The following is a 21914-nucleotide window of genomic DNA, read 5'->3' as shown; positions in this document are numbered from 1 at the left end:
ACACACTGTCGTGACGGTGACATCGGTCGCCATCGGCGTGCGCCCGACGACGGGCGTCGCGCCCCTCGGCGAGCGGTCGTCAGGGCCGCTGTCGGACACGTTCGGCCGCGTACACCGCGACCTGCGCATCTCCCTCACCGACCGCTGTTCGCTGCGCTGCACCTACTGCATGCCCGAGCAGGGCAACGAGTGGCTCGCGCGCAGCGGCATCCTCTCGCTCGACGAGATCGAGCGCATCGCCCGCGTGGCCGCAGGCGTCGGCATCACCACGTTCCGCCTCACCGGCGGCGAGCCGCTGCTGCGCACCGACATCGTCGAGGTGGTGCGCCGGCTGGCCGCCATCACCGGGCCCGATGGCACGCCGGTGGAGCTGGCGATGACCACCAACGGCATCCGCCTGCCCGAGCTGCTGCCGGACCTGATGGCGGCGGGACTGCAGCGGCTGAACGTCTCGATCGACACCCTGCACCGCGACCGGTTCGCGGCGCTGACCCGACGCGACCGGCTCGACGACGTGCTGGCCGGCATCCGCGCCACGCAGGCGTCGGGGCTGCGGCCGCTCAAGCTCAACGCCGTCGCGATGCGCGGGGTGAACGACGACGAGATGGTGCAGTTGGTGGAGTTCGCACTCGCGCACGACGCGCAACTGCGGTTCATCGAGCAGATGCCGCTGGATGCCGGGCACACCTGGGATCGTGCGCAGATGGTGACCCGCGAGGAGATCCTCGCCGCGCTCGCCACGCGGTGGGCGCTCACGCCGGTGCCCGGTCGCGGCGGCGCCCCCGCCGAGCGGTGGCTGCTGGACGGCGGCCCGCAGACGGTCGGGGTGATCGCGTCGGTGACGGCACCCTTCTGCGGCGACTGCGACCGGCTGCGCCTGACTGCCGACGGCCAGCTGCGCAATTGCCTGTTCTCCACCGCGGAGTACGACCTCATGCCGACGCTGCGGCCGGCGGGCGAGCAGGGTGCGGAGCCGATGGATGCCGCGATCGAGCGGGTGCTGCGCGCGTGCGTGCACGGCAAGCTGCCCGGCCACGCGATCAACGACCCGTCGTTCCTGCAGCCGGCTCGGGGGATGAACGCCATCGGCGGCTGACGCCTACGATGTGCGCATGGGACGGATTACGGCACGCAAGCCCATCGTCAAGGTCACCGTGGGTGCGGGCGAGGTGCGCCGCGTCGACGTGCTGGCGGTGGAGGAGCCGCTGGAGATCCGCGTCGGGGGAGTGCCGCTGGCCGTGACGATGCGCACGCCCGGCCACGACGTGGAGCTGGCGACGGGCTTTCTCATCTCGGAGGGAATCATCTCCCGCGGTGACGACCTGCGCTCGGCGATCCACTGCGGCGGCCCGGGGACCGGGGGAGGCGACACCGGCAACACGTACAACGTGCTGGATCTGACCCTCGCCCCGCATGTGGCGGTGCCGCAGCGGGACCGCAACTTCTTCGTCAGCAGCTCCTGCGGGGTGTGCGGCAAGGCGTCGATCGATGCGGTGGAGACCGTCTCGTCCTACGACGTCGCCGCCGACGCGGCATCCATCGACGCCCGGGTGCTTGCCGGCCTCCCCGACGAGCTGCGGGTGCAGCAGGCGGTGTTCGCCAAGACCGGCGGGCTGCACGCCGCCGGACTGTTCGAGGCGGCGACCGGCCGGGCGCTGGTGGTGCGCGAGGATGTCGGGCGGCACAGCGCCGTCGACAAGGTCGTCGGGTGGGCGGCGCAGCAGGGCCGGCTGCCGCTGACGGGTACCGTGCTTCAGGTGTCGGGCCGGGCGAGCTTCGAGCTGGTGCAGAAGGCGGTCATGGCCGGCATCCCGATGCTGGCCGCCGTGTCGGCGCCGTCGTCGCTGGCCGTCGATCTCGCGGTGGCGTCGGGCCTGACCCTCGTCGGGTTCTCGCGGGGCGAGACGTTCAACGTCTACGCGCACCCCGAGCGGGTGAAGACGGGTTGATCAGCCCCGCGCCGACAGCTGCACGATGCAGTCGCGCGGGTCGCACGAGGAGCGCATGCCGTCGACGGTGAGCGGGCCGCCCGCCTGGGCGATGACGCTCTGCATGAGGCTGAGGTGTACCGAGCACAGCACCTGACGGTGCGCGGCCTGCACTTCGGCGTGCGCACAGGGGGTGAGGTCGATCGTGAGGTCGGATTCGTCGACGATGGGGTCGAACCCGGCGTCGACGAGGTTCTCCACCAGTGCGTCCACCTGGTGCAGCGCCTCGGTGGTCAGCTCCGGCGGCAGCTCGCTGGGGAGCACCCGGCGCATCAGGTCACCGCGGTGGGCGGCTTCTTTCACCTTGCGCTGCTGGACGGGGCTGGACGACCCGGCGCCGTCGGCGGCGCTGTACAGCACGCGTGGCCGGCCGCGAGTGGTGCGGTGCTCGACCTGCGACACGATGTAGCCGTCGTCGAGCAGGCGGTGCAGGTGCTCGCGCACCGTGTTCGCATGCAGCTTTGTGGCGCCGACGAGGTCGGTCACGGTGCGCTGCGGATTCTCCTGAATACGGTGCAGGATCTCCACTCGGGAGTAGCTGGAGATGGCGCTGTACCCTGCTGCCTTTGTCGTCACGGTCCCCATTATTCACGGAATGTGGTCTGACCGCACTCATCAACTTGCCGGAGTGGCGGCAAGGTCCTGTGATGGGGTGTCGGCTGGCGTCTGGGCCGCTGCTCCACCAGAGTGGGGGGATGATCGGTATCGTCTTCAACCCCACGAAAGTGGACCGTTCCGTGCTCGAAGACGCCCTGGCCACGCGCCGGGAACCGGTCGAGGTGCGCTGGTACGAAACCACCGTTGCGGATGCCGGGCAGGGATTCGCCCGCACCGCACTGGAAGACGGGTGCACCCTGGTGGTGGCAGCCGGCGGTGACGGCACCGTGCGCGATGTCGCTGCGGCGCTGGCCGGCACCGATGTGCCGCTGGGCATCGTGCCCGCCGGAACCGGCAATCTGCTGGCGCGCAACCTCGGGATCGGCCTGGGCAACCCGGCGGCGGCGCTGGCCCGTGCGATCGACGGCGAGGACTCCCCGCTGGACGTGGGTCACCTCGAACTGGGCGACCGCGGCGACGAGTTCATCTTCCTCGTCATGGTGGGGTTCGGCATCGATGCGCAGATGCTCGCCGAGACCGACGACGACGCCAAGGACAAGGCGGGTTGGCTCGCCTACGTTGGGGCGCTCGGCCGCGCGATGGCCGCGACCGATCTCGTGGACGCGACGATCGTGTTCGACGCGGACCTGCCGGTGACCGAACCCGCCCACACCGTGCTCATCGGCAATTGCGGCATGGTGCAGGGCGGCTTGCGCATCCTCCCCGACGCTCAGCCCGACGATGGGCTGTTGGACATCGTGCTGGTGGGCGGCGAAGGCCCGGAGGGCCTGCAGTGGCTGGATGCGCTGAAGTCGGTCGTCTGGGACAACGGCATCCGTCGAGCGGTCGCCCGCGACGACGCGGCCGTCGACACCGCCACCACCCGGCACCGCCAGGCGACGTCGGTGCGGGTGACCCTGCCCACGCCGCTGCCGTTCGAGGTGGACGGTGAAGAGGTGGGGAGCACCGCCGACATCCTCGCGACCATCCAGCCCGGCGCGCTGCTCGTGCGGCGCTGAGCCGCGGCATCCGCCCGCCCTACCGCGCTCACGAAAACAGGAGGACTCACCGGTACAGGACGTTTCTGTCGAAATCGTCCTGTGTCGGTGAGTCCTCCTGTCTTGGGTAGGACTCCGTCGGGTCAGCCGACCATGTTCGCCCGGGTGTTGGGGACGCAGTGCGTCATGACCAGCCCGGTGACATCGCGGGGACCGTTGTTGCCGAGGTTCCCCAGCCGGGCCAGTTCATCCTCGTTGAGGGTCTGCGACTGCAGCGGGGGCAGGTCCTTGACCTCATCGAGCGTGATGCCGAGCCCTTCACCGACGCGACGGCCGAGGTCGTCCTCCACCATGTAGAAGTGCCAGAGCATGCGCTCCTGCACCTCGCGGGCGGCCTGCGAGATCAGCTCGACGAAGTTGCGCACCAGGTCGTCACGCTCCCAGTCCTCCATGAGGAGGTAGCGCTGGCCGGCCTGGGTGTAGTCGTTCGTGCGCGGGATCCGCTTGCGCGTGAGGCGACCGACGATCTCGGGCCCCTGCTCGTCCGCGGTCGGGTACTGCGCTTCGCGCAGCCCACCGGTGATCGACGGCTCGTAGTTGACGTGCGGGTTCTCGCCGGCGTTGTCCTGGTAGTAGGCCATCTGCCCATCGCGCTGGTTGGTGGCCACCCGGGCGTTCTTGGGCGAGTTCACCGGCAGCTGCAGGTAGTTGGGGCCGACGCGGTACCGCTGCGTGTCGGAGTACGAGAACGTGCGCCCGACGAGCATCTTGTCGTCGGAGAAGTCCAGGCCGTCCACCAGCACACCGGTGCCGAAGGAGATCTGCTCGTTCTCGGCGAAGTGGTTCGACACGTTGCGGTTGAGCACCATCTTGCCGACGGTCTTGGGCGGGAAGTCGTTCTCCGGCCACAGCTTGGTGTCATCCAGCGGATCGAAGTCCAGCTCGGGGTGGTCGTTGTCATCCATCATCTGGACGCGCAGCTCCCACTCCGGGTATTCGCCGCGTTCGATGGCCTCGTAGAGGTCCTTCGAGGCGTGCCCGAGGTCGCCGCCCTGCACCGCTGCGGCATCCGCTTCGGTCATGGAGTGCACGCCGACACTGGGGATCCAGTGGTACTTCACCAGCTTGGTGTCGCCCTGCTCGTTCACCCACTTGTAGGTGTTCACGCCGAACCCCTGCTGGGTGCGGTAGTTGGCCGGGATGCCGCGCGGGCTGAACAGGTTCATCAGCATGTGCATCGACTCGGGGGTCTGCGACATGAAGTCGAAGATGCGGCCTGGCTCCTGCCGGAAGGTGACCGGGTCGGGCTTGAGGGAGTGGATGACGTCGGGGAACTTGATCGCGTCGCGGATGAAGAAGACGCCGAGGTTGTTGCCGACCAGGTCCCAGTTGCCGTCTTCGGTGTAGAACTTCACCGCGAAGCCGCGGGGGTCGCGGGCGGTCTCGGACGAGTCGCGGCCGCCGATGACGGTGGAGAAGCGCACGGCGAGGTCGGTGCGCTTGCCGGGCTGCTGGAACAGCTTGGCGCGGGTGAACTGCGAGATCGGCTCGTTGCCCCACATGCCGGTGGCCTCGAAGTAGCCGAACGCGACGAAGCCGCGCGCGTGCACGACGCGCTCCGGGATGCGCTCGCGGTCGAAGTGGCTGATCTTCTCGAGGAAGTGGTAGTTCTCCAGCGTCGCGGGGCCGCGCGCCCCGACCGTCCGCTGGTTCTGGTTGTCGTAAACGGGGTGACCCTGACGGGTGGTCAGCACCGGTCGGTCGTCACCTTCCGCGGAACCTTGGCTCGATACGTCGGTCATGGTGTTTCCTTCGTTCATGGCGTCCCGGGTGGGGGACTGCCGTGTCTTGGCAGCGACGCTACCTGCGCCCGGCGATGGGCGCAGGCACTTGCCAAACCCGGTTTCGGCGCCTACGCGGGTTAGGTTGGGTGGGTGACCGAGCGCGTTTCCGTCGATGACTTCTGGGCCGGATGCCGCGCAGAGCTGCCGCAGTTGCCGGAGACGCTCCCCGAGGCGTGGGCGTTCGGAGCCACGCCCGCGCACGCCGATGAACTGCTGGCGCTTGTGCTCGCCGGAGTGAAGACGGGCACGGCATCCTCCCTCTGGGACTACCAGGAATCCGGCGATCCGCTGCCGCAGGAGGGCGAGTTCAGCATCATCCTCGACGGTGAGGGTGCGCCCCGCGCCGTGATCGAGACGACGCGCATCCGCACCGTCCCGTTCGACGAGGTCGACGCGGAGCACGCGCACGCCGAGGGCGAGGGCGATCGCACGCTCGCGCACTGGCGCGAGGTGCACGAGCGGTACTGGCGGAATCACTCCGAGAACCCGCGCGGCTACGAGCCGGACATGCCGGTCGTGTGCGAACGGTTCCGCCTGCTCTATCCGCCGGCGGCGTCGGTAGCCGCGCGTCGATAGCGCGCGGCGATCGCGCCGTTGCGCAGCGGCTCCGCCGATATCAGTTCGAGGCGTCGGGTGCCGGGCAGTCCGCCCTGGTACAGGGTGGGGCCGTGGCCGGTGATCATGGGATGGATGAGGAACCGGTATTCGTCGATCAGGTCCAGTCGGTCCAGCTCCGTCGCGAGTTTGCCGCTGCCGACGAGCACTCCGCGCGGAGTCCGGTCCTTGAGCTCCTGCACCGACGAGCGCAGATCGCCGGTGACGTGGTGGCTGTTGTGCCACGGGAAGTCGCTTCGCGTCGACGACACGACGTACTTCGGCTTGGCCTCCAGCGTGGTCGCCCACGCGCGCATCGCCGGCGGCGCATCGACGTCGCCTCGTGCGACGGCCGGCCAGTAACTCTCCATCATTTCGTACGTGGTGCGGCCCCAGAGCATGGCGCCGCTCTCGTCCAACAGGCGAGTGAAAAGAGCGTGCGTATCGTCGTCGACGATGCCCTCCTCGTGGTCGACGCACCCATCCAGGGTGACGTTGATGCTGAACGTGAGAAGACCCATGGGACGATTCCTCCTCTGCCATCGGCTCTTGAACGCGTCGGGTCAATGATGTCTACGGTGTGTACATGCACGGTAGACTCGTCTGTGTCACGCGTCAAGAGGTCAGGAGGTGGTGCGGTGGAGACGACGAAGAGCAGCTACCACCACGGCGACCTGCGCGCGGCGCTGGTCGAAACCGGGCTGGAACTGACGCGCGCCGGCGGCCCTGAGGCATTGCGGCTACGGGAGGCCACGCGCCGGGCCGGAGTCACAGCCCGAGCGGCGTACCGGCACTTCGCCGATCGCGAGGCACTCCTGGCTGCGGTGGCCGCGAGGATCCAGGACGAGATGGCCCAGTCCATGAGCGAACGGATGGATGCCGGGGAGAGCGATGATTCCGTCGACGGTGCCGTTGCCCGGCTGCGGGGCGTGGGCATGGGGTACATCGAGTTCGCGCTGCACGAGCCCGGCTGGTTCCAGCTCGCCTTCTTCGCGCCCGATGGCATCGTGCGCCCGGATGGCCGCACACCCCCGCCACTCCAGCTGCTGCGGGAGGCTCTCGACGGCCTCGTCGCGGCCGGCTTGTTGAGCGCCGAACGGCGCGCGGGTGCGGAATGGTCGTGCTGGTCCACCGTGCACGGCTTTGCCGAACTCGCCATCCACGGGCCGCTGCGGGGTCAGGATCCCGCGGATCTCCGCCCGCTCGCCGCGCAAGCGGTCGACGACGTGATCGCGGGCATCCGCCGTGAGGGCTAGGCCTGGGTGGTCGGCTGCGTGGTCGGTTGCCATCCGAGCGCGGGCGCGACGTACTTCGCGAACGACTCGATGATGCGCAGGTTGAACTCGACACCCAGCTGGCTCGGGATCGTGAGCATGAGGGTGTCGGCACTGGCGATCGCGGCATCCTGCAGCAGCTGCTCAACGAGCACGTCGGGCGCGGCCGCGTAGGTCTTGCCGAACCTGGACCGGATGCCGTCGATGTAACCGACGCCCTCGCTGTCGGCGGAGTGCCCGAAGTACAGCTCGTCCTCTGCGGTGGTGATCGGGAAGATCGACCGGCTCACCGAGACGCGAGGTTCGCCGGCATGACCGGCCTCGCGCCACGCGGCGCGGAACGCGTCGATCTGCTCGGCCTGCAGCACGTCGAACGGCACGCCGCGGTCTTCGGTCAGCAGCGTGGAGGACATCAGGTTCACGCCCATCGTGCCCGCCCACTGCGCGCTGTCGCGGTTGCCGGCGCCCCACCACACGCGCGAGCGCAGGCCGGGGGAGTACGGCTCGACCCGCTGCATCCCGGTGCCGCCGCCGAAGGGGCTCTCCGGGTCGCGCTGGGCCAGGCCTTCGCCGTCGATCGCGCGCAGGAACAGGTCGAAGTGTGCGCGGGCGAGGTCGGCGCCGCGGGGATCGGTCGACCCGGTGTACCCGAACGCCTCGTAGCCGCGCACGACGGATTCCGGTGACCCGCGGCTGACGCCGAGGGCGAGGCGGCCGTCGCTGATGAGGTCCACCGCGGCGGCCTCTTCGGCCAGGTGCAGCGGGTTCTCGTAGCGCATGTCGATCACACCGGTGCCGACCTCGATGCGCTTGGTCGTCGCGGCGATCGCCGAGAGCAGGGGCATCGGTGAGGCCTGCTGCCGCGCGAAGTGATGCACGCGGAAGTAGGTGCCGTTGACGCCGAGGTCATCCATCCCCTGCGCGAGGTCGATGGCCTGGCGCATCGAATCGCCGGCGGTCAGCTGCCGGCCCTGGCCCAGGGGACCGTAGTGGCCGAACGAGAGCGTTCCGAAGCGTTGCATTCTCAGTGCAACGGATGCCGCGCGGCATCCATTCCGGTGCGTCGGGTTCGTGCGGGCTCGGGGGCTGTCGGTTCGGTCGTCACGAACGGCCGGTTGCGGGGCCGGTGGGGGACGTTTGCGTCGACCGAGCGACGCGGGCGCGGCGGGGCCGCCGCACCGCGGCCGCGATGAGCCGCCAGCCCACCAGCAGGAACAACAGGGTGAGGGTCGCCACGATCACGAACGGCAGCGCGGTGCCCTGTCCGCTGAGCACGCGCAGCAGCATGCCGCCGGCGACGGTGATCGCCCAGATGCCCAGGCCGCTGCGCACTGGCGCGGCGGGGCGCCGCCACGCGCGCAGCACGAGCCAGCCGACCACGAGCGCCACGACGAACGGCCACGCGGTCGTGATGAGGCCCAAGCCGAAAGCGTCGGACTCGTGGCTCGCGCGCCCCAACGCGGCGAACGCGATGACGAGCAGGGCATCGAGGGTGAACGCGAGGAGGGCGGAGCGGGTCATGCCTCCATTGTCGGCGACGGCTACAGCGGCCCCAGCACGCGACACTGGCGTCAGCTTCGGGGTGCGGCCGCAGGTGCGGGGCGTTCAGGTGTCAGTTCGTGCCGCTTCAGCGCGGGGGAAGTGGCATCAGCTGCCACCTGAAGCTGCGGGGGCTGCGGGCGCGGCGGGCTCGGGCTCGACCTCGACGACCTCGGCGGTCTCCGCGACCAGTTCCAGCACGATCTGCCGCCAGCGCAGCAGGAACGCCGGCTCATCCAGGCGCCGGCGCCGCATCCATGAGGTCACTTCGTCGTTGGATTTGCTCGCGTTGCACGAGCGGCACGCCGGCACGACGTTGTCGATCGTGTACCGGCCGCCGCGGGAGATCGGCAGCACGCAGTCGCGCTGCAACCCCGCGCCGTCGGCGCCGCAATAGGCGCAGGCCGCCCAGGCATCCAGAATGCGGAACCACTGCGCGTCTGTCAGATCGCTGCCCGACGCCGCCACCCGCTTCACGCGGCGGCGCTGCGCGCGGGCGCGACGGGTCTGACGAACGGCCATGTCGCCAGGGTAACCAGCAGAGGGCGACGGATGCCGGTGGCGCGCGGCACCCGCCCTGGCCCGAGCCCGCCGGGCGCGGCTAGCGTAGGGAAATGATCACCCAGGCGCAGCGCGCGCAGACCCTGTCCGAACTGCATGCGGCATCCGAGATCCTCCGCGTCGTGAACGTGTGGGACGTCGTGTCCGCCAAGGCGATCATCGCCCTGCCCGAGACGAGGGCCATCGCCACCGCGGGCCATTCGATCGCCGCGACGTTCGGGTACCCGGACGGTGAGAACATCCCGCTGGAGCTGATGCTCGACATGGTCGGGCGCATCGTCGCCGTCGCCGGTGACCTGCCGGTCTCCGCCGACCTGGATGCCGGGTTCGGCGACCCGGGCGAGACGGTGCGCCGCGCGATCGGCGTGGGCGTGGTCGGCGCGAACGTCGAGGACCGGCTCAAGCCGCTGGCCGAATCCGTCGCCGCCGTCGCGGCGATCGTCGCCGCCGGCGAGGCCGAGGGCGTGCCCCTCGCCCTGAACGCGCGCACCGACGCGTTCGTGCGCGCCGGCGACCGGCCGGTCGAGCAGTCGATCGCCGACGCGATCGAGCGGGGCCGCGCCTACCTCGATGCCGGCGCCGATGTCGTCTTCGTGCCCGGCCCGCTCGATGCCGACATCACACGGCAGCTGGTCGACGGCATCGGCGAGCGCAAGGTCAGCGTCATCGGCGCTCCGGGCGCGCTGACGGCGGCGGAGTACGAGGCGCTCGGTGTCGCGCGCATCTCGTACGGTCCGATGACGCAGCGCGTTGCGCTCACCGCGCTGCAGGACCTCGCCACGAGCCTCTACGCCGACGGCGTCATCCCCGCCGGCACGCGCGCGCTGAACTGACCGGCGCGACGGGCGGAGCCGTCTGCGGCCATAGGATCGAAGCGGCGTTTCGTACAGCGTCGCAGGGAGGTCGCAGTGAGCGACGCACAGGGCGCATGGGTGCTGGTCGACGGCGAGAACATCGACGCGACGCTCGGCGGATCGATCCTCGGCCGACGGCCCCAGCCTGAAGAGCGACCCCGCTGGGATCGCATCCTTTCGTTCGTCGCGCGCACCTGGCAGCAGCCCACGCGCGGACTGTTCTTCCTCAACGCGACGACGAACCTGCCCATGACGTTCGTGCAGGCTCTCGTCGCGCTCGGCTATGAGCCGGTGCCGCTGTCGGGTCCCGCAGACGCGAAGATCGTCGACATCGCCATCCAGCGGACGCTGCGTGCACTGCGCGACCGCGACGAAGACGTCATGCTCGTCAGCCACGACGGCGACTTCGTCGAGGACCTCGGCGCGCTCGCCGACGGAAATCGCCGCCTGGGCGTGCTCGGCTTCGGGGAGTTCCGCAGCAGCGGCTTCGTCGGCATCCCGGGACTGGAGACCTACGACCTCGAGTTCGATGCGGGCGCGTTCGACGCCGCGCTGCCGCGGATCCGGGTCATCCCGATCGAGGAGTTCGACCCGCTGCAGTTCCTGCGCTGACGCACTGGTTCACCTGTCACGTATCGTCGCCGCGCGCGACCATTCGTGACAGCGATCCCACGGGGGCAGCGGTGCCGCGGCGCCCGCGCGCGGATCGCACGGCCCCGGCGCGGTTGTCAACCCGCAGGCGCCCTCCGGCGCTCTCGCCAAGACTGGATGCATCCAGGGCGAGAGGGAGCAAGCGTGACATGTCAGCCGATCGAGTCGTACGCCCCGATCGGCGACGGCCGCACGGTCGCTCTGGTCGGCTCCGACGGCAGCATCGATTGGATGCCGCTGCCCGAACTGACCTCCGACGCGGTGTTCGCGCGCATCCTCGATGACTCCACCGGCGGATGCTTCGAGCTCGCCCCGGCGGCGGAGTTCACGATGCGGCGGCGCTACGTCCCCGAGACCAATGTGCTCGAGACGACCTTCACGACCGCGGACGGCGTGGTGCGGGTGACCGACGCGCTCGTCTCGGGCGTCGCGGGACGTCTGCCGTGGGCGGAGCTGGCGCGACGGGTGGACGGGGTGAAAGGCGAGGTGCCCATGGCATGGGCGGTGCGCCCCGGCACCTCGCTGCAGACGGCGTCGCCGTGGATCGAGCAGACCCCGCACGGCGCCGTGATCCGCTGCGGCCGCACCGGCATGAGCGTCGTCGGACTCGACCACGGCCCGTCCGCGCCCGATGACGACGGCGCGGCCGGACCGGTGCTCGCGGGAGCATTCACCACATCGCCGGGGTCGCGCCACCTCGTGGCGATCGCGGCGACGCACGACGAGCCGCTGCCGTTCCCCGACCCGCACGCCGCCGACGAGGGGATCGATCGCACCATCGCCAACTGGCGGATGTGGTCCCGCGTCTTCTCCTACGACGGACCCTGGGACGCACACGTGCAGCGCAGCGCGCTCGCGCTGAAGCTGCTGATCTACAGCCCCACCGGTGCGATCGCCGCCGCCGCGACCACGTCGCTGCCGGAGAGCCCGCGCGGCGGCAAGAACTGGGACTACCGCTTCGCGTGGGTGCGGGACCTCGCCTACACCGCGCACGCGCTGGTGCGGTTCGGACTGCGGGAGGAGACGCACGCGGCGCTGTCGTGGATGCTGCAGACGATCCGCGCCCACGGCCCGAACCTGCACGTCATGTACACGCTCGACGGCGCCCTCGTTCCGGCCCCGACCACGGCCGACGTGCCCGGCTGGCACAGCATCGGTCCGGTCGTCACCGGCAACCCGGCCAAGGAGCAGTTGCAGCTGGGGGTCTACGGCGACCTGATGGCGATCTGCCGCACCTACGTCGAAGCCGGCAACGTGCTCGACACCGGGACGGGACGCATGCTCGCCGGCATCGCGGACCGCGCCTGCGACCTGTGGCGCAACCCCGACTCCGGTATGTGGGAGCTCCCCGAACTGCAGCACTACACGTCCTCGAAGATGGGCTGCTGGAAGGCGCTGGACGATGCCGTCTGGCTCGCCGAGGCGGGTGTGATCCCGGGCAGTGCCGCGAGGTGGCAGGCCGAGCGCGATCGCATCCGTGAGTGGATCGAACAGCGCTGCTGGTCGGAGGAACGCGGCGCCTACGTTGCGGTGGCCGACGGTGACGACCTGGACGCCTCGGTGCTGCTTCACGCCGCGAGCGGATTCGATCGCGGCGAGCGGATGTCTCGGACGATCGACGCCCTCACCGCCGAGCTCGGTGCGGGCCCGCTGCTGTACCGCTTCACCGGCGCCGACCAGATCGAGAAGACCTTCGTCGCCTGTGCGTTCTGGCGCGCGCACGCCATGGCGTGCGTCGGCCGGCATGACGAGGCGCTGGAACTCATGGATGCCCTCGTCGGCACCGCCAACGACGTGGGCATCTACGCCGAGATGATCGATGAGACCGACGGCTCGGCCTGGGGCAACACCCCACAGGCGCTCAGCCATCTCGGGTTCCTCAGCGCCGCCCTGACCATCCGCGAGCTCGTCCCGGAGCACAAGCTCCGCGGCCGTTGACCATCACGAGAGAGAGGGAACACCATGTCACGGGACCAGTACACGTTCACCGACCCGGCGAAGCTCTACGCCGACATCGAGCCCGAGAACCAGGAGATGTCGGAGCCCGGCCTGGATGCCGAGCTCACAGACAAGGCCGACCTCGGCGAGGACAGCTACCGCGGCTCCGGCCGCCTGACCGGCCGCAAGGCGCTCATCACCGGGGGCGACTCCGGCATCGGCGCCGCCACCGCGATCGCGTTCGCGCGCGAGGGCGCCGACGTCGCCCTGTCGTACCTTCCGGAGGAGGAGAAGGACGCCGAGCGCATCGCCGGCATCCTGCGCGACGCCGGCGCGACCGTGCTGACGCTGCCGGGCGACCTCAAGGACCCGGCGTACTGCCGCGACCTCGTCGCCCAGACGGTCGAAGGGCTCGGGGGCCTGGACATCCTCGTCAACAACGCCGGCAAGCAGGTCTACAACGAGGACCTGACGACGCTGACCGATGAGCAGTTCGATCACACGTTCAAGACGAACGTGTACGCGATGTTCTGGATCACCAAGGCGGCGCTGCCGCACCTGACCCCGGGATCGACGATCATCAACACCACGTCGATCCAGGCGTACTCGCCGTCCGGCATCCTGGTGGACTACGCCTCGACGAAGGCCACCATCAACGCTTTCACGAAGGGCCTGGCCGAGCAGCTCGCGCCCAAGGGGATCCGGGTGAACGCCGTGGCCCCGGGACCGATCTGGACGCCGCTCCAGCCCACCGACGGTCAGCCGCCGGAGAAGCTCGAGGAGTTCGGCGAGCAGACGCCCCTCGGGCGCATGGGACAGCCCGCCGAGCTCGCGCCGGCGTACGTCTTCCTCGCCTCGGCGGAGTCCAGCTACGTCATCGGCGAGACGCTGAACGTCAATGGCGGGATGCCGACCCCCTGAGACGCGTCGCCCTACCCCGCAACGATGAAAGCCCGTCCGGCGAACCGGACGGGCTTTCGTTTCACCTGCGCGAGAGGATCAGCGCTTCGGCGTGCGATTCTCCGCGCTCACCATCCACGAGAGCTGCTCAAGGCGTTCCAGCACCGCGTGCAGGATGTCAGCGCTCGTGGGGTCTTCCTCGTCGACGTCGTCGTGCACGTCGCGGCAGGTGCCGCAGACATCGTCGAGACGCTCGGTCATGAGGTCGATGACCTCGGTGGTGGCGATCTCGCCCTGCGGGAACTCCGGCAGGGTGGTGGTCTGCGCGACCACGTCGCTGCGGCCGTCGGGAAGGGCATGCAGGGCGCGCATGCGCTCGGCGATCGTGTCGGCGAATTCGCGGGCCGAATCGATGATCTCGTCCAGCTGCTGGTGCGTGTCGCGGAAGTTCGTCCCCACCACGTTCCAGTGGGCCTGCTTGCCCTGCAGCGACAGTTCGATGAGGTCCACGAGCACCTTCTGCAGGTTCTCGCTGAGGTCGGCCGTGGCGGTGAAGCCCTTCTCGGCGTTCTCCTCCTTGGTCAGCTTCGCGCCGGCACCGCCGCGGGCGCTGCGCCGGCGGTTGGGGGTCGCGGTCGTCGAGGTGCTCTTGTTCGTCGTGGTCTTCGCCATTTCGGGCTCCTGTTCGATCGGGGTGTCTACGAACGTAGGCCGGTGCCCGTAAGGTGTGCACGTGCTTGCAGCCGTGCGCGCTGAGTGCTAGAGGCCGGGCGCGCCGTGGCCGGCCCGCGCTACGCTCACGCCATGACGCAGGATGCCGGGGGCGGCGCGGTCGCAGCGGATACGTCGCTGCAACGCACGTACCGCTACCTGCGCCTGGGGGTGGCGGGGACGGCGGTGGCGATCGCCGTCGCCGTCGGTGTGGCCGTGCCCGACGTCGGCGTGCTGGAATCGATCAGCGCCTACTACTACACCGCCGCGCAGGTCGCGTTCGTGGGGGCGCTGATCGCGGCATCCCTGGGCCTGCTCGCCCTCTCCGGGCGTGGGCCGCAGCGCGCACTGCTGGACGCGGCGGCGCTGCTCGCCCCGCTCGTGGCGGTCATCCCGACCCCGGTCTTCGCGATCGCCGACGCCCCCGGGTGCGGCGGCGTCCCGTGCGTGCCCGCCTCCGTGCACCCGGCCATTGACAACGGCATCGTGACCTACCTCATCGTGGGCGCGCTCGCCGTGGTGGTGGCCGTCCTGCTGGGCGTGCGGGCGGATGCCGGGGGCGCCGCCCTTTCGCGCACCTGGCCCTCGATCGTGGTCGCCGTCGTCGTGCTCGCAGGCGTGTGGGCGTGGTGGGCGCTGGGCCGCGAATCGTTCGTCGGGTTCGGGCACGGGGTGGCGACGACCGGGTTCTTCGGGATCCTGGCGGTCGTCGCCCTGCTGGACGCGCTGCGCACCGACTGGGCGCCCGAGCCGCCGCCGTCCCAGGCCGTGCGGGTCGGGTACGCCGTGATCGCGGTGCTGATGGCGGCGGACCTGCTGGTGGTCACCGTCTTCGTGGCCGTCGGCAGGCCGGCTGCCTCGGACTTCCCGTTGGTGTTCGTGTGCGAGTTCGCCGCGCTCGCGCTGTTCTGCCTGTACTGGGTGCTGCGCACGACGCAGACATGGGACCAACCAGACCCAGCGCTGGTCGGCGCCGGGTAGCCGGCGTCAGAGCACGCCGTCGACCTCGCCGCTGAGCCGGCCGTGCAACGCCGCGGTGGAATCGTTCATACCGACCAGCTCCACCTGGATGCCGCGGGCGGCATACTTCGTGACGATCGCGTCGAGGGCGGCCACCGTCGAGGCATCCCATACGTGGGACCGGGTCATGTCGATCACGACCCGCTCGGGGTCCGCGGCGTAGTCGAACTGAGTCGTGAGGTCGTTGCTGGAGGCGAAGAACAGCTCACCGTCGACGGTGTAGCGGGCCACCGGTCCTTCGGGGGAGTCGTCGACGGTGCGGGTGACGGTGGTGAAGTGGGCGACGCGCCGGGCGAAGGCCACCATCGCGGTGAGCACTCCGGCGGCGACGCCGAGGGCGAGGTTGTGGGTCCACACCGTGACCGCGACGGTCACGATCATCACGAGGGTTTCGCTGCGCGGCATCCGCTTGAGGGTGGACGGGCGGATGCTGTGCCAGTCGAACGAGCCCACCGACACCAGGATCATCACCGCGACCAGCGCGGCCATCGGGATGATCGCGACGATGTCGCCCAGCACCACGACGAGGATCAGCAGGAACACCCCCGCCATGAATGTGGAGATGCGGGTGCGCGCGCCGGAGGCCTTCACGTTGATCATGGTCTGGCCGATCATGGCGCAGCCGCCCATGCCGCCGAACAGGCCCGAGGCGACGTTCGCGACGCCCTGACCCCACGCCTCACGGGTCTTGCGGGAGTGGGTGTCGGTGATGTCGTCGACGAGCTTGGCGGTCAACAGCGATTCCAGCAGGCCCACCACCGCGACGGCGAGGGCATATGGGGCGATGATCTGCAGCGTTTCCCACTGGAGCGGCACGTTCGGGATGAACAGCTCCGGGAGGCTGCGGGGCAGCTCGCCCTGGTCGCCGACGGTGGGGACGGCGATGCCGAAGACCACCACGACGCAGGTGAGCACGACGATCGCGATGAGCGGTGCCGGCACGGCGCGGGTCAACCGCGGCCACAGGTACAGGATCGCCAGCCCCACGACCACGAGCGGATACACCGCCCACGGCACCTCGATCAGGTGCGGCAGCTGCGAGACGAAGACGAGGATCGCGAGCGCGTTGACGAAGCCCACCATGACGCTGCGGGGGATGAAGCGCATGAGCTTCGCGACCCCGAGCGCGGCGAGCAGGATCTGCAGCACGCCCGCGAGCATCACGGTCGCGATGAGGTAGTCCATGCCGTACTCGCGGGCGACGGGTGCGATCACGAGCGCGACCGCTCCAGTCGCGGCGGTGATCATCGCCGGGCGGCCGCCGGTGAAGGCGATGACGACGGCCATGACGAACGAGGAGAACAGCCCGACGCGGGGGTCCACGCCGACGATGAGGGAGAACGCGATCGACTCGGGGATGAGGGCGATCGCGACAACCAGTCCGGCGAGCACCTCGCGGGTGAGCAGACGGGGGCTGCGCAGGGCCTGCACCACGGTGGATTCGATGCGAGGGCGGGCGGGGGCGGTCACGCGGACTCCTTGACGGGGGTGCGCGGAGGCACAAAGGCGGGCGTGTCGATTGTATGTTTTCCGGGGTGGCGGTCTGCGCGCGCGGCGTTGCGGTCTTGCCGGGGTGAGGGGATCTGCCGGGGTGAGGGCCGCTGGCGCGCAGGCATCCGCGTTCCGGCGGATCTCCGCATTCCGGCGAACGGATGCCGACCGGGACCCGCCCCGTAGGCTCGGGGCGTGATCTTCCGCACCTTCGACGACGGCGCTGTGCTGCGCGCCGCCCGGCCCGGCGACGAGCCCGGCATCCTCGCCCGCATCGTGGATCTCGCCGTATACGAACGCGAGCCGGATGCCGTGGCCAACACCGAGCCCGCCATCACCGCCGCCCTGTTCGGGGACGAGCCGCGCGTGTTCGCGCACGTCGTGGAGCGCGAGGGCGAGATCGTGGGGATCGCGATCTGGTTCCTGACGTACTCGACGTGGACCGGTCGCCACGGCATCTGGCTCGAGGATCTGTACGTGCATGAGCAGCACCGCGGCAGCGGATACGGCAAGGCGCTCATCGCGTCGCTGGCCGCGCTGTGCGTGGAGCGGGACTACTCGCGACTGGAGTGGACGGTGCTGGATTGGAACGCGCCGTCGATCGCGTTCTACCGCGCGATCGGCGCCGAGCCCATGAGCGAGTGGACGACCCAGCGGCTCACCGGGGACGCGCTCGGCGAGCTCGCTCGGGGATAACAGACGAGCCGGTTCCGGGCAACCCCTTCACCACGGCGGGGCGTGCGCGACACGATGGGCGTGTCATCCCGTTCGGAGAAAGGAATGCCCATGGCCCGTATCACCGAGAGCATCGATGTCAACGTCCCCGTGTCGGTCGCCTACAACCAGTGGACCCAGTTCGAGTCGTTCCCCGAGTTTCTGACCTTCGTCGACTCGATCACCCAGGGCGATGACCAGACCACGCTGTGGAAGGTGACCGTCGCTGGAGTGCACCGCGAGTTCACCGCCAAGATCAGCGAGCAGCACCCCGACGAGCGCGTCGCGTGGAACAGCATCACCGGCGATGTCGACCACGCCGGTGTCGTGACCTTCCACCGGCTCGACGACACCACTACGCGCGTGACGGTGCAGCTGGACTGGACGCCGGAAGGCTTCGCCGAGAAGGTCGGCGCCGCGATCGGCTGGGACGACCATGCCGTCAAGAAGGACTTGAAGAAGTTCAAGGAGTTCATCGAGTCGCGCGGCACCGAGACCGGTGCGTGGCGCGGCGACGTGAGCTGACCGCCTGAGACCCCGCCGCGCCTTGTGCCGGCGGGGTCTTCGCGTGGGTGCGGATGCCCTCCGTGCGCTCCGTAAGCTGGAGCCTGTGCCTGCCGTCCTCAACATCTCGGCGTATCTGTTCACCCGGATCGACGACCGCGAGACCCTCCGCCCGCTGCTGCGCAGCAGAGCGGATGCCGCGGGGCTGAAGGGCACCATCCTGCTCGCCGAGGAGGGCATCAACCTCTTCCTCGCCGGCGACGCCACCGCCGTCCGCGGCTTCGTGGCCGACCTGCGCGCCGATCCGCGCTTCGCCGCCCTCACCCCGAAGGAGAGCTGGTCCGAGGCGCAGCCCTTCGGCAAGATGCTCGTGAGGCTCAAGCGAGAGATCATCCGCATGGACCGCCCCACCATCCGCCCCGAGGCGGGCCGCGCGCCCGCCGTCGCCCCGGCGACGCTGCACCGCTGGTTGCAGCAGGGACACGACGACGACGGCCGCGACGTCGTGCTGCTGGACACCCGCAACGCGTTCGAGGTCGACTACGGCACGTTCCGCGGCGCGGTGGACTGGCGCATCGAGCGCTTCACGCAGTTCCCGGGTGCCGCGGCGTCGCATCGCGACGACCTGGAAGGCAAGACGGTGGTCAGCTTCTGCACCGGTGGCATCCGCTGCGAGAAGGCCGCGATCCACCTCCGGGAAGAGGGGATCGACGCGTTCCAGCTGGACGGCGGCATCCTCGGCTACTTCGAGCAGGTCGGCGGCGACCACTGGACGGGCGAGTGCTTCGTCTTCGACGAGCGCGAAGCCCTGTCACCCGACCTCGCGCCGCGCTAACGCGTGCCCGTGTGTGTCTGAATCTCGCGGATGATCTCGCCGAGGACGCCGGACGCGAGCAGCCCTGGCCCGAGCGGCCCGGCGGAGTCCTCGCCCAGCGGTGGCAGGAGGGCAAGCGCCGCCTTGGTCGGATCGCTCATGTGCGCGAGCTGCCACCGCACCTCGTCACGCGCGGCATCCGGGGCGTCGGGCGAGGCCAGCGCTGCGGCTCGCGCCGCGTAGGCGGCCGCACCCAGCGCATGAGCGCCCATGTGGGCGACACCCGCAGCCTGCGCAGCGGCCCGCGCCGCAGCCTTCGCGGCCGGTGAGTCGGCGGCGCCGGCCGCGCGCCCGGCGACGAAGCGCCGCTTGATCTCACCGGCCGCACCGAGCTCACCCCGGGCGAAGGCGCGCGCTCGGGCGATGGCGTCGCGCGCCCGGTCGTCGGCCGGCGCGTCCGCCTCGAAGATCCACAGCACCCGCTCGGCGCAGTCGGCCGCCCACGCGGCAACGGTGCGGCGATCGGGTTCGCTGAGCGCCTGCGGGGAGACCATACGGACACCCTGCCACGGCGCGAGTAGCGTCGAAGCATGGCCGCACGCATCGTCATCCTCACCGGGGCGGGAGTGTCGGCGGAGTCGGGGCTGGCGACCTTCCGCGCCGCCGACGGGCTGTGGGAGGAACATCGCATCGAGGACGTCGCCACCCCCGAGGGCTTCGCCCGCAACCCGGCGCTCGTGCACGCGTTCTACGACCAGCGGCGCCGGGCGGCGCGCGCGGCCGAACCCAATCCGGCGCACCGCGCGCTCGCCGAACTGGAGCGGGCGCTGGAGGGGGATGTGCTGATCGTCACGCAGAACGTCGACGACCTGCACGAGCGCGCGGGGTCGCGCAACGTCATCCACATCCACGGTGAGCTTGCGAGCGCCCGCTGCACGACGTGCGGACAGCGGATGCCGTGGGCCCAGGACCTGGCCGACGAGCCGCCGTGCCCGTCGTGTGGACACCGCACACTGCGGCCGGACGTGGTCTGGTTCGGCGAGCAGGTGTACCGGCTGGACGAGATCTATGACGCGGTGGGGCAGTGTGAGGAGTTGTGGGTGATCGGCACGTCGGGCAATGTGTCGCCGGCATCCACCCTCCATGCGCTCGCCAGCGCGGTCGGCGCGAAGACGGCGCTGCTGAATCTGGAGACACACGAGGACACGTCGCTGTTCGACGAGGTCGTGCTCGGCCCGGCATCCGTTGTCGTCCCGGAGTACGTCAGGCGGCGACTGGGCGTTTAAGCCCTTTCAAAGGTGCGCCGCGCTATCCTTGAGCCGGTGCGTCCGCAACATGCGGCGCACGACACGGTGCATCTACCTGCTGGGAAGGCAAGGCGGCACGTCTGTCCGCTGGCCGAACCGAGGTACCCCACCATGTCTGCACCCGCCCCACGTGATCGCTCGCTGATCGACCACACCGGCCGGTCGTACTTCCCGATCGCGTTCATCGCGCGGCTGCCGTTCGCCATGATGGTGGTCGGCGTGCTGACGCTCGTGGTCTCGGCGACCGGGTCGGTCGCCCTCGGTGGGCTCACCTCCGCCGCCGTCGGCATCGGAACCGTGATCGCCGGGCCGCTCGTGGGCGACGCCGTCGACCGCCTCGGTCAGCGTCGCGTGCTCGTGCCGCTGGGGCTGGTCAACAGCGCGCTGCTGGCCGCGTTCCCGTTCGTGGTGTTCTCCGGCTCGGCCGAATGGATGCTGCTGCTGTCGGCACTGCTCATCGGCCTGTCCGCGCCGCAGGCTGCCGCGATGTCGCGCAGCCGCATGATCGCGATCATCGGTAACCTGCTGTCGCCGCACCGCCGGGAGCGCACCTTCTCCCGGACGATGGCGTACGAATCGGCCGCCGACGAGACGGCGTTCGTGATCGGACCGGTGGTCGTCGGCATCCTCGCCTCGTTCATCGCGCCGTGGGCGCCCATCGCCGGCGCCGCGGTGCTGAGCTTCGTCTTCGTCACGGCGTTCGCGCTGCACCCCACCGCCCGCGCCGGAGCAGGCACGCACGCCGATGCCGGCCCCGCGGAGATCGCGCCGGCGCGCGAGCTGCTGCGCGCCCCGGTGCTGGTGCTGGTGGCGGCGACCTTCGCGGTCGGGATGTTCTTCGGCTCCACGCTGACCTCGCTGACCGCGTTCATGGAGGAGCAGGGCGACGTGGACTCGGCGGCGCTGCTGTACGGCCTGATGGGGATCGGCTCGGCCGTGCTGGCGCTGGCGGTCGCGGTGCTGCCTGCCCGGTTCGCGCTGCGGTGGCGTTGGCTGCTGTTCTCGGGCGTGCTGGCCGTCGCGACGCTCGGCTTCACGCTGAGCGGGTCGGTGCCGGCCGTGACGGTGATGCTCTGCATCATGGGACTGGGCGTCGGTCCGACCCTGGTGACGCTGTTCAGCCTGGCCGGGACGCGCAGTCCCGTCGGGCGGTCGGCGACGGTCATGACCGTGCTCGGGTCGGCGATGGCGCTCGCGCAGTCGCTCGCGGCCGCCGTGACCGGTGCCGTGGCCGAGAGCGTCGGCGCGGGCGCGGCGATGGTGCTGCCGCTGGTCGCGGCTGTGCTCGCGTTCGCCCTGGGTGTCGTGAACCTCGTGGTGGAGCGCCGCGCGCGGGTCGCGTCGTCGTCGGTCGCGGCCGTCCCGGCATCCGTCCCCGCCGCGCCGCTGCGCGCCGCTGTCGAGTGAGTATTCGCGGCGTCGAGTGAGTATTCGCGGCGTCGAGTGAGTATTTGCGCTGTCGGGCGCTGGAGTGGATGCCGGCTCGTTCGCCTGTCGCGTGATGTCGCTTCGCGGCCTCGGCAGGGACAGGCAGAAACCGGCTTGCACCCCCGCGAGAGTTTCCACTAGTGTCTCCAACAGCGCCTTAGTAAGCGCTTACGTTCGCAATGAGGCG

At 70.2% G+C, this 21914-nt stretch carries 24 protein-coding genes; 15 read left to right on the top strand and 9 right to left on the bottom strand.

Annotated features, from left to right (window positions below):
• Positions 1-31: 31 nt before the first annotated feature.
• Positions 32-1096 (top strand): GTP 3',8-cyclase MoaA, encoded by a 1065-nt coding sequence (gene moaA / locus QNO11_RS12200; protein ID WP_257508733.1) that lies wholly within the window; start codon positions 32-34, stop codon positions 1094-1096.
• Positions 1097-1112: 16 nt separating this feature from the next.
• Complete coding sequence (gene fdhD, locus QNO11_RS12195; protein ID WP_257508013.1) at positions 1113-1949, top strand: formate dehydrogenase accessory sulfurtransferase FdhD; 837 nt, start codon at positions 1113-1115, stop codon at positions 1947-1949.
• On the opposite strand, the gene QNO11_RS12190 is transcribed toward fdhD, so the two are convergent.
• Positions 1950-2564, bottom strand: a complete 615-nt coding sequence (locus QNO11_RS12190; protein ID WP_257508014.1) for a helix-turn-helix transcriptional regulator — start codon at positions 2562-2564, stop codon at positions 1950-1952.
• Between the two features lie 119 nt (positions 2565-2683).
• On the opposite strand from QNO11_RS12190, the gene QNO11_RS12185 reads away from it, so the two are divergent.
• Positions 2684-3604, top strand: a complete 921-nt coding sequence (locus tag QNO11_RS12185; protein ID WP_257508015.1) for a diacylglycerol/lipid kinase family protein — start codon at positions 2684-2686, stop codon at positions 3602-3604.
• A 122-nt stretch (positions 3605-3726) separates the two neighbouring features.
• Here QNO11_RS12185 and QNO11_RS12180 read toward each other — a convergent pair whose 3' ends face one another.
• Positions 3727-5385 carry a catalase gene (locus QNO11_RS12180; protein WP_257508016.1) on the bottom strand — a complete coding sequence of 553 codons (1659 nt, stop codon included), beginning with the start codon at positions 5383-5385 and terminating at the stop codon, positions 3727-3729.
• Positions 5386-5517: 132 nt separating this feature from the next.
• Here QNO11_RS12180 and QNO11_RS12175 point away from each other — a divergent pair, with 132 nt between their 5' ends.
• Positions 5518-6003 (top strand): ASCH domain-containing protein, encoded by a 486-nt coding sequence (locus QNO11_RS12175; protein WP_257508017.1) that lies wholly within the window; start codon positions 5518-5520, stop codon positions 6001-6003.
• On the opposite strand, the gene QNO11_RS12170 is transcribed toward QNO11_RS12175, so the two are convergent.
• Entirely contained in the window at positions 5967-6542 is a 576-nt protein-coding gene (locus QNO11_RS12170) for a dihydrofolate reductase family protein (protein ID WP_257508018.1), read from the bottom strand. The genes QNO11_RS12175 and QNO11_RS12170 overlap by 37 nt on opposite strands.
• Before the next feature lie 117 nt (positions 6543-6659).
• On the opposite strand from QNO11_RS12170, the gene QNO11_RS12165 reads away from it, so the two are divergent.
• Positions 6660-7277 carry a TetR/AcrR family transcriptional regulator gene (locus QNO11_RS12165; RefSeq protein WP_257508019.1) on the top strand — a complete coding sequence of 206 codons (618 nt, stop codon included), beginning with the start codon at positions 6660-6662 and terminating at the stop codon, positions 7275-7277.
• On the opposite strand, the gene QNO11_RS12160 is transcribed toward QNO11_RS12165, so the two are convergent.
• From QNO11_RS12160 to QNO11_RS12150, 3 genes are all read right to left on the bottom strand, one after another.
• Positions 7274-8317 carry an LLM class flavin-dependent oxidoreductase gene (locus QNO11_RS12160; RefSeq protein WP_257508020.1) on the bottom strand — a complete coding sequence of 348 codons (1044 nt, stop codon included), beginning with the start codon at positions 8315-8317 and terminating at the stop codon, positions 7274-7276. The two genes, QNO11_RS12165 and QNO11_RS12160, sit on opposite strands and share 4 nt — an antisense overlap.
• A 79-nt stretch (positions 8318-8396) precedes the next feature.
• Complete coding sequence (locus QNO11_RS12155; protein ID WP_257508021.1) at positions 8397-8816, bottom strand: DUF3054 domain-containing protein; 420 nt, start codon at positions 8814-8816, stop codon at positions 8397-8399.
• 126 nt (positions 8817-8942) lie between these two features.
• Complete coding sequence (locus tag QNO11_RS12150) at positions 8943-9356, bottom strand: HNH endonuclease (protein WP_257508022.1); 414 nt, start codon at positions 9354-9356, stop codon at positions 8943-8945.
• Positions 9357-9448: 92 nt separating this feature from the next.
• Here QNO11_RS12150 and QNO11_RS12145 point away from each other — a divergent pair, with 92 nt between their 5' ends.
• The 4 genes from QNO11_RS12145 (at position 9449) to QNO11_RS12130 (ending at position 13759) form a co-directional block, all read left to right on the top strand.
• Entirely contained in the window at positions 9449-10228 is a 780-nt protein-coding gene (locus QNO11_RS12145) for an isocitrate lyase/PEP mutase family protein (RefSeq protein WP_257508023.1), read from the top strand.
• Positions 10229-10303: 75 nt separating this feature from the next.
• Positions 10304-10861 carry an NYN domain-containing protein gene (locus tag QNO11_RS12140; RefSeq protein WP_257508024.1) on the top strand — a complete coding sequence of 186 codons (558 nt, stop codon included), beginning with the start codon at positions 10304-10306 and terminating at the stop codon, positions 10859-10861.
• A gap of 183 nt (positions 10862-11044) precedes the next feature.
• Complete coding sequence (locus QNO11_RS12135; protein ID WP_257508025.1) at positions 11045-12838, top strand: glycoside hydrolase family 15 protein; 1794 nt, start codon at positions 11045-11047, stop codon at positions 12836-12838.
• A 24-nt stretch (positions 12839-12862) separates the two neighbouring features.
• Complete coding sequence (locus tag QNO11_RS12130) at positions 12863-13759, top strand: SDR family oxidoreductase (RefSeq protein WP_257508026.1); 897 nt, start codon at positions 12863-12865, stop codon at positions 13757-13759.
• A 78-nt stretch (positions 13760-13837) separates the two neighbouring features.
• Here QNO11_RS12130 and QNO11_RS12125 read toward each other — a convergent pair whose 3' ends face one another.
• Positions 13838-14410, bottom strand: coding sequence for a Dps family protein (locus tag QNO11_RS12125; RefSeq protein WP_257508027.1), 573 nt, complete (start codon positions 14408-14410; stop codon positions 13838-13840).
• A gap of 132 nt (positions 14411-14542) precedes the next feature.
• Between QNO11_RS12125 and QNO11_RS12120 the strand changes: the two genes are divergently transcribed.
• The gene (locus QNO11_RS12120; RefSeq protein WP_257508028.1) at positions 14543-15430 is read left to right on the top strand and encodes a hypothetical protein; all 888 of its coding nucleotides are present in this window, start codon (positions 14543-14545) and stop codon (positions 15428-15430) included.
• 6 nt (positions 15431-15436) lie between these two features.
• Here QNO11_RS12120 and QNO11_RS12115 read toward each other — a convergent pair whose 3' ends face one another.
• Positions 15437-16939: a SulP family inorganic anion transporter gene (locus QNO11_RS12115; RefSeq protein WP_257508029.1), complete on the bottom strand. Its 1503-nt coding sequence runs from the start codon at positions 16937-16939 to the stop codon at positions 15437-15439.
• 216 nt (positions 16940-17155) lie between these two features.
• Here QNO11_RS12115 and QNO11_RS12110 point away from each other — a divergent pair, with 216 nt between their 5' ends.
• From QNO11_RS12110 to QNO11_RS12100, 3 genes are all read left to right on the top strand, one after another.
• Positions 17156-17656 (top strand): GNAT family N-acetyltransferase, encoded by a 501-nt coding sequence (locus tag QNO11_RS12110; RefSeq protein WP_257508030.1) that lies wholly within the window; start codon positions 17156-17158, stop codon positions 17654-17656.
• Positions 17657-17746: 90 nt separating this feature from the next.
• Positions 17747-18199 carry an SRPBCC family protein gene (locus tag QNO11_RS12105; RefSeq protein WP_257508031.1) on the top strand — a complete coding sequence of 151 codons (453 nt, stop codon included), beginning with the start codon at positions 17747-17749 and terminating at the stop codon, positions 18197-18199.
• 85 nt (positions 18200-18284) lie between these two features.
• On the top strand, positions 18285-19013 hold the full coding sequence (locus tag QNO11_RS12100; RefSeq protein ID WP_257508032.1) for a sulfurtransferase: 729 nt from the start codon (positions 18285-18287) through the stop codon (positions 19011-19013).
• On the opposite strand, the gene QNO11_RS12095 is transcribed toward QNO11_RS12100, so the two are convergent.
• A complete protein-coding gene (locus QNO11_RS12095) occupies positions 19010-19546 on the bottom strand; it encodes a putative immunity protein (RefSeq protein WP_257508033.1) in 537 nt (178 codons plus the stop codon). The two genes, QNO11_RS12100 and QNO11_RS12095, sit on opposite strands and share 4 nt — an antisense overlap.
• Positions 19547-19582: 36 nt before the next feature.
• On the opposite strand from QNO11_RS12095, the gene QNO11_RS12090 reads away from it, so the two are divergent.
• Together QNO11_RS12090 and QNO11_RS12085 are read left to right on the top strand one after the other, a co-directional pair.
• Positions 19583-20278: an NAD-dependent deacylase gene (locus QNO11_RS12090; protein ID WP_257508034.1), complete on the top strand. Its 696-nt coding sequence runs from the start codon at positions 19583-19585 to the stop codon at positions 20276-20278.
• 132 nt (positions 20279-20410) lie between these two features.
• On the top strand, positions 20411-21706 hold the full coding sequence (locus tag QNO11_RS12085) for an MFS transporter (RefSeq protein WP_257508035.1): 1296 nt from the start codon (positions 20411-20413) through the stop codon (positions 21704-21706).
• Positions 21707-21914: the final 208 nt, after the last annotated feature.

The sequence above is a fragment of the Microbacterium sp. zg-B96 genome (genome assembly GCF_030246865.1).
In the GTDB taxonomy this organism is placed as follows: Bacteria; Actinomycetota; Actinomycetes; order Actinomycetales; family Microbacteriaceae; genus Microbacterium.
Note: the sequence above shows the minus strand (reverse complement) of the source record. Positions and strands in the feature narration are given on the sequence as shown.

Excerpts from the sequence above, each read along its gene's own strand:
- QNO11_RS12185 (WP_257508015.1), top strand. The coding sequence starts at position 2,684 with ATGATCGGTATCGTCTTCAACCCCACGAAAGTGGACCGTTCCGTGCTC.
- QNO11_RS12160 (WP_257508020.1), bottom strand. The coding sequence starts at position 8,317 with ATGCAACGCTTCGGAACGCTCTCGTTCGGCCACTACGGTCCCCTGGGC.
- QNO11_RS12120 (WP_257508028.1), top strand. The coding sequence starts at position 14,543 with ATGACGCAGGATGCCGGGGGCGGCGCGGTCGCAGCGGATACGTCGCTG.
- QNO11_RS12170 (WP_257508018.1), bottom strand. The coding sequence starts at position 6,542 with ATGGGTCTTCTCACGTTCAGCATCAACGTCACCCTGGATGGGTGCGTC.
- fdhD (WP_257508013.1), top strand. The coding sequence starts at position 1,113 with ATGGGACGGATTACGGCACGCAAGCCCATCGTCAAGGTCACCGTGGGT.
- QNO11_RS12085 (WP_257508035.1), top strand. The coding sequence starts at position 20,411 with ATGTCTGCACCCGCCCCACGTGATCGCTCGCTGATCGACCACACCGGC.
- QNO11_RS12180 (WP_257508016.1), bottom strand. The coding sequence starts at position 5,385 with ATGACCGACGTATCGAGCCAAGGTTCCGCGGAAGGTGACGACCGACCG.
- QNO11_RS12125 (WP_257508027.1), bottom strand. The coding sequence starts at position 14,410 with ATGGCGAAGACCACGACGAACAAGAGCACCTCGACGACCGCGACCCCC.
- QNO11_RS12090 (WP_257508034.1), top strand. The coding sequence starts at position 19,583 with ATGGCCGCACGCATCGTCATCCTCACCGGGGCGGGAGTGTCGGCGGAG.
- QNO11_RS12155 (WP_257508021.1), bottom strand. The coding sequence starts at position 8,816 with ATGACCCGCTCCGCCCTCCTCGCGTTCACCCTCGATGCCCTGCTCGTC.
- QNO11_RS12130 (WP_257508026.1), top strand. The coding sequence starts at position 12,863 with ATGTCACGGGACCAGTACACGTTCACCGACCCGGCGAAGCTCTACGCC.
- QNO11_RS12105 (WP_257508031.1), top strand. The coding sequence starts at position 17,747 with ATGGCCCGTATCACCGAGAGCATCGATGTCAACGTCCCCGTGTCGGTC.
- QNO11_RS12150 (WP_257508022.1), bottom strand. The coding sequence starts at position 9,356 with ATGGCCGTTCGTCAGACCCGTCGCGCCCGCGCGCAGCGCCGCCGCGTG.
- QNO11_RS12095 (WP_257508033.1), bottom strand. The coding sequence starts at position 19,546 with ATGGTCTCCCCGCAGGCGCTCAGCGAACCCGATCGCCGCACCGTTGCC.
- QNO11_RS12145 (WP_257508023.1), top strand. The coding sequence starts at position 9,449 with ATGATCACCCAGGCGCAGCGCGCGCAGACCCTGTCCGAACTGCATGCG.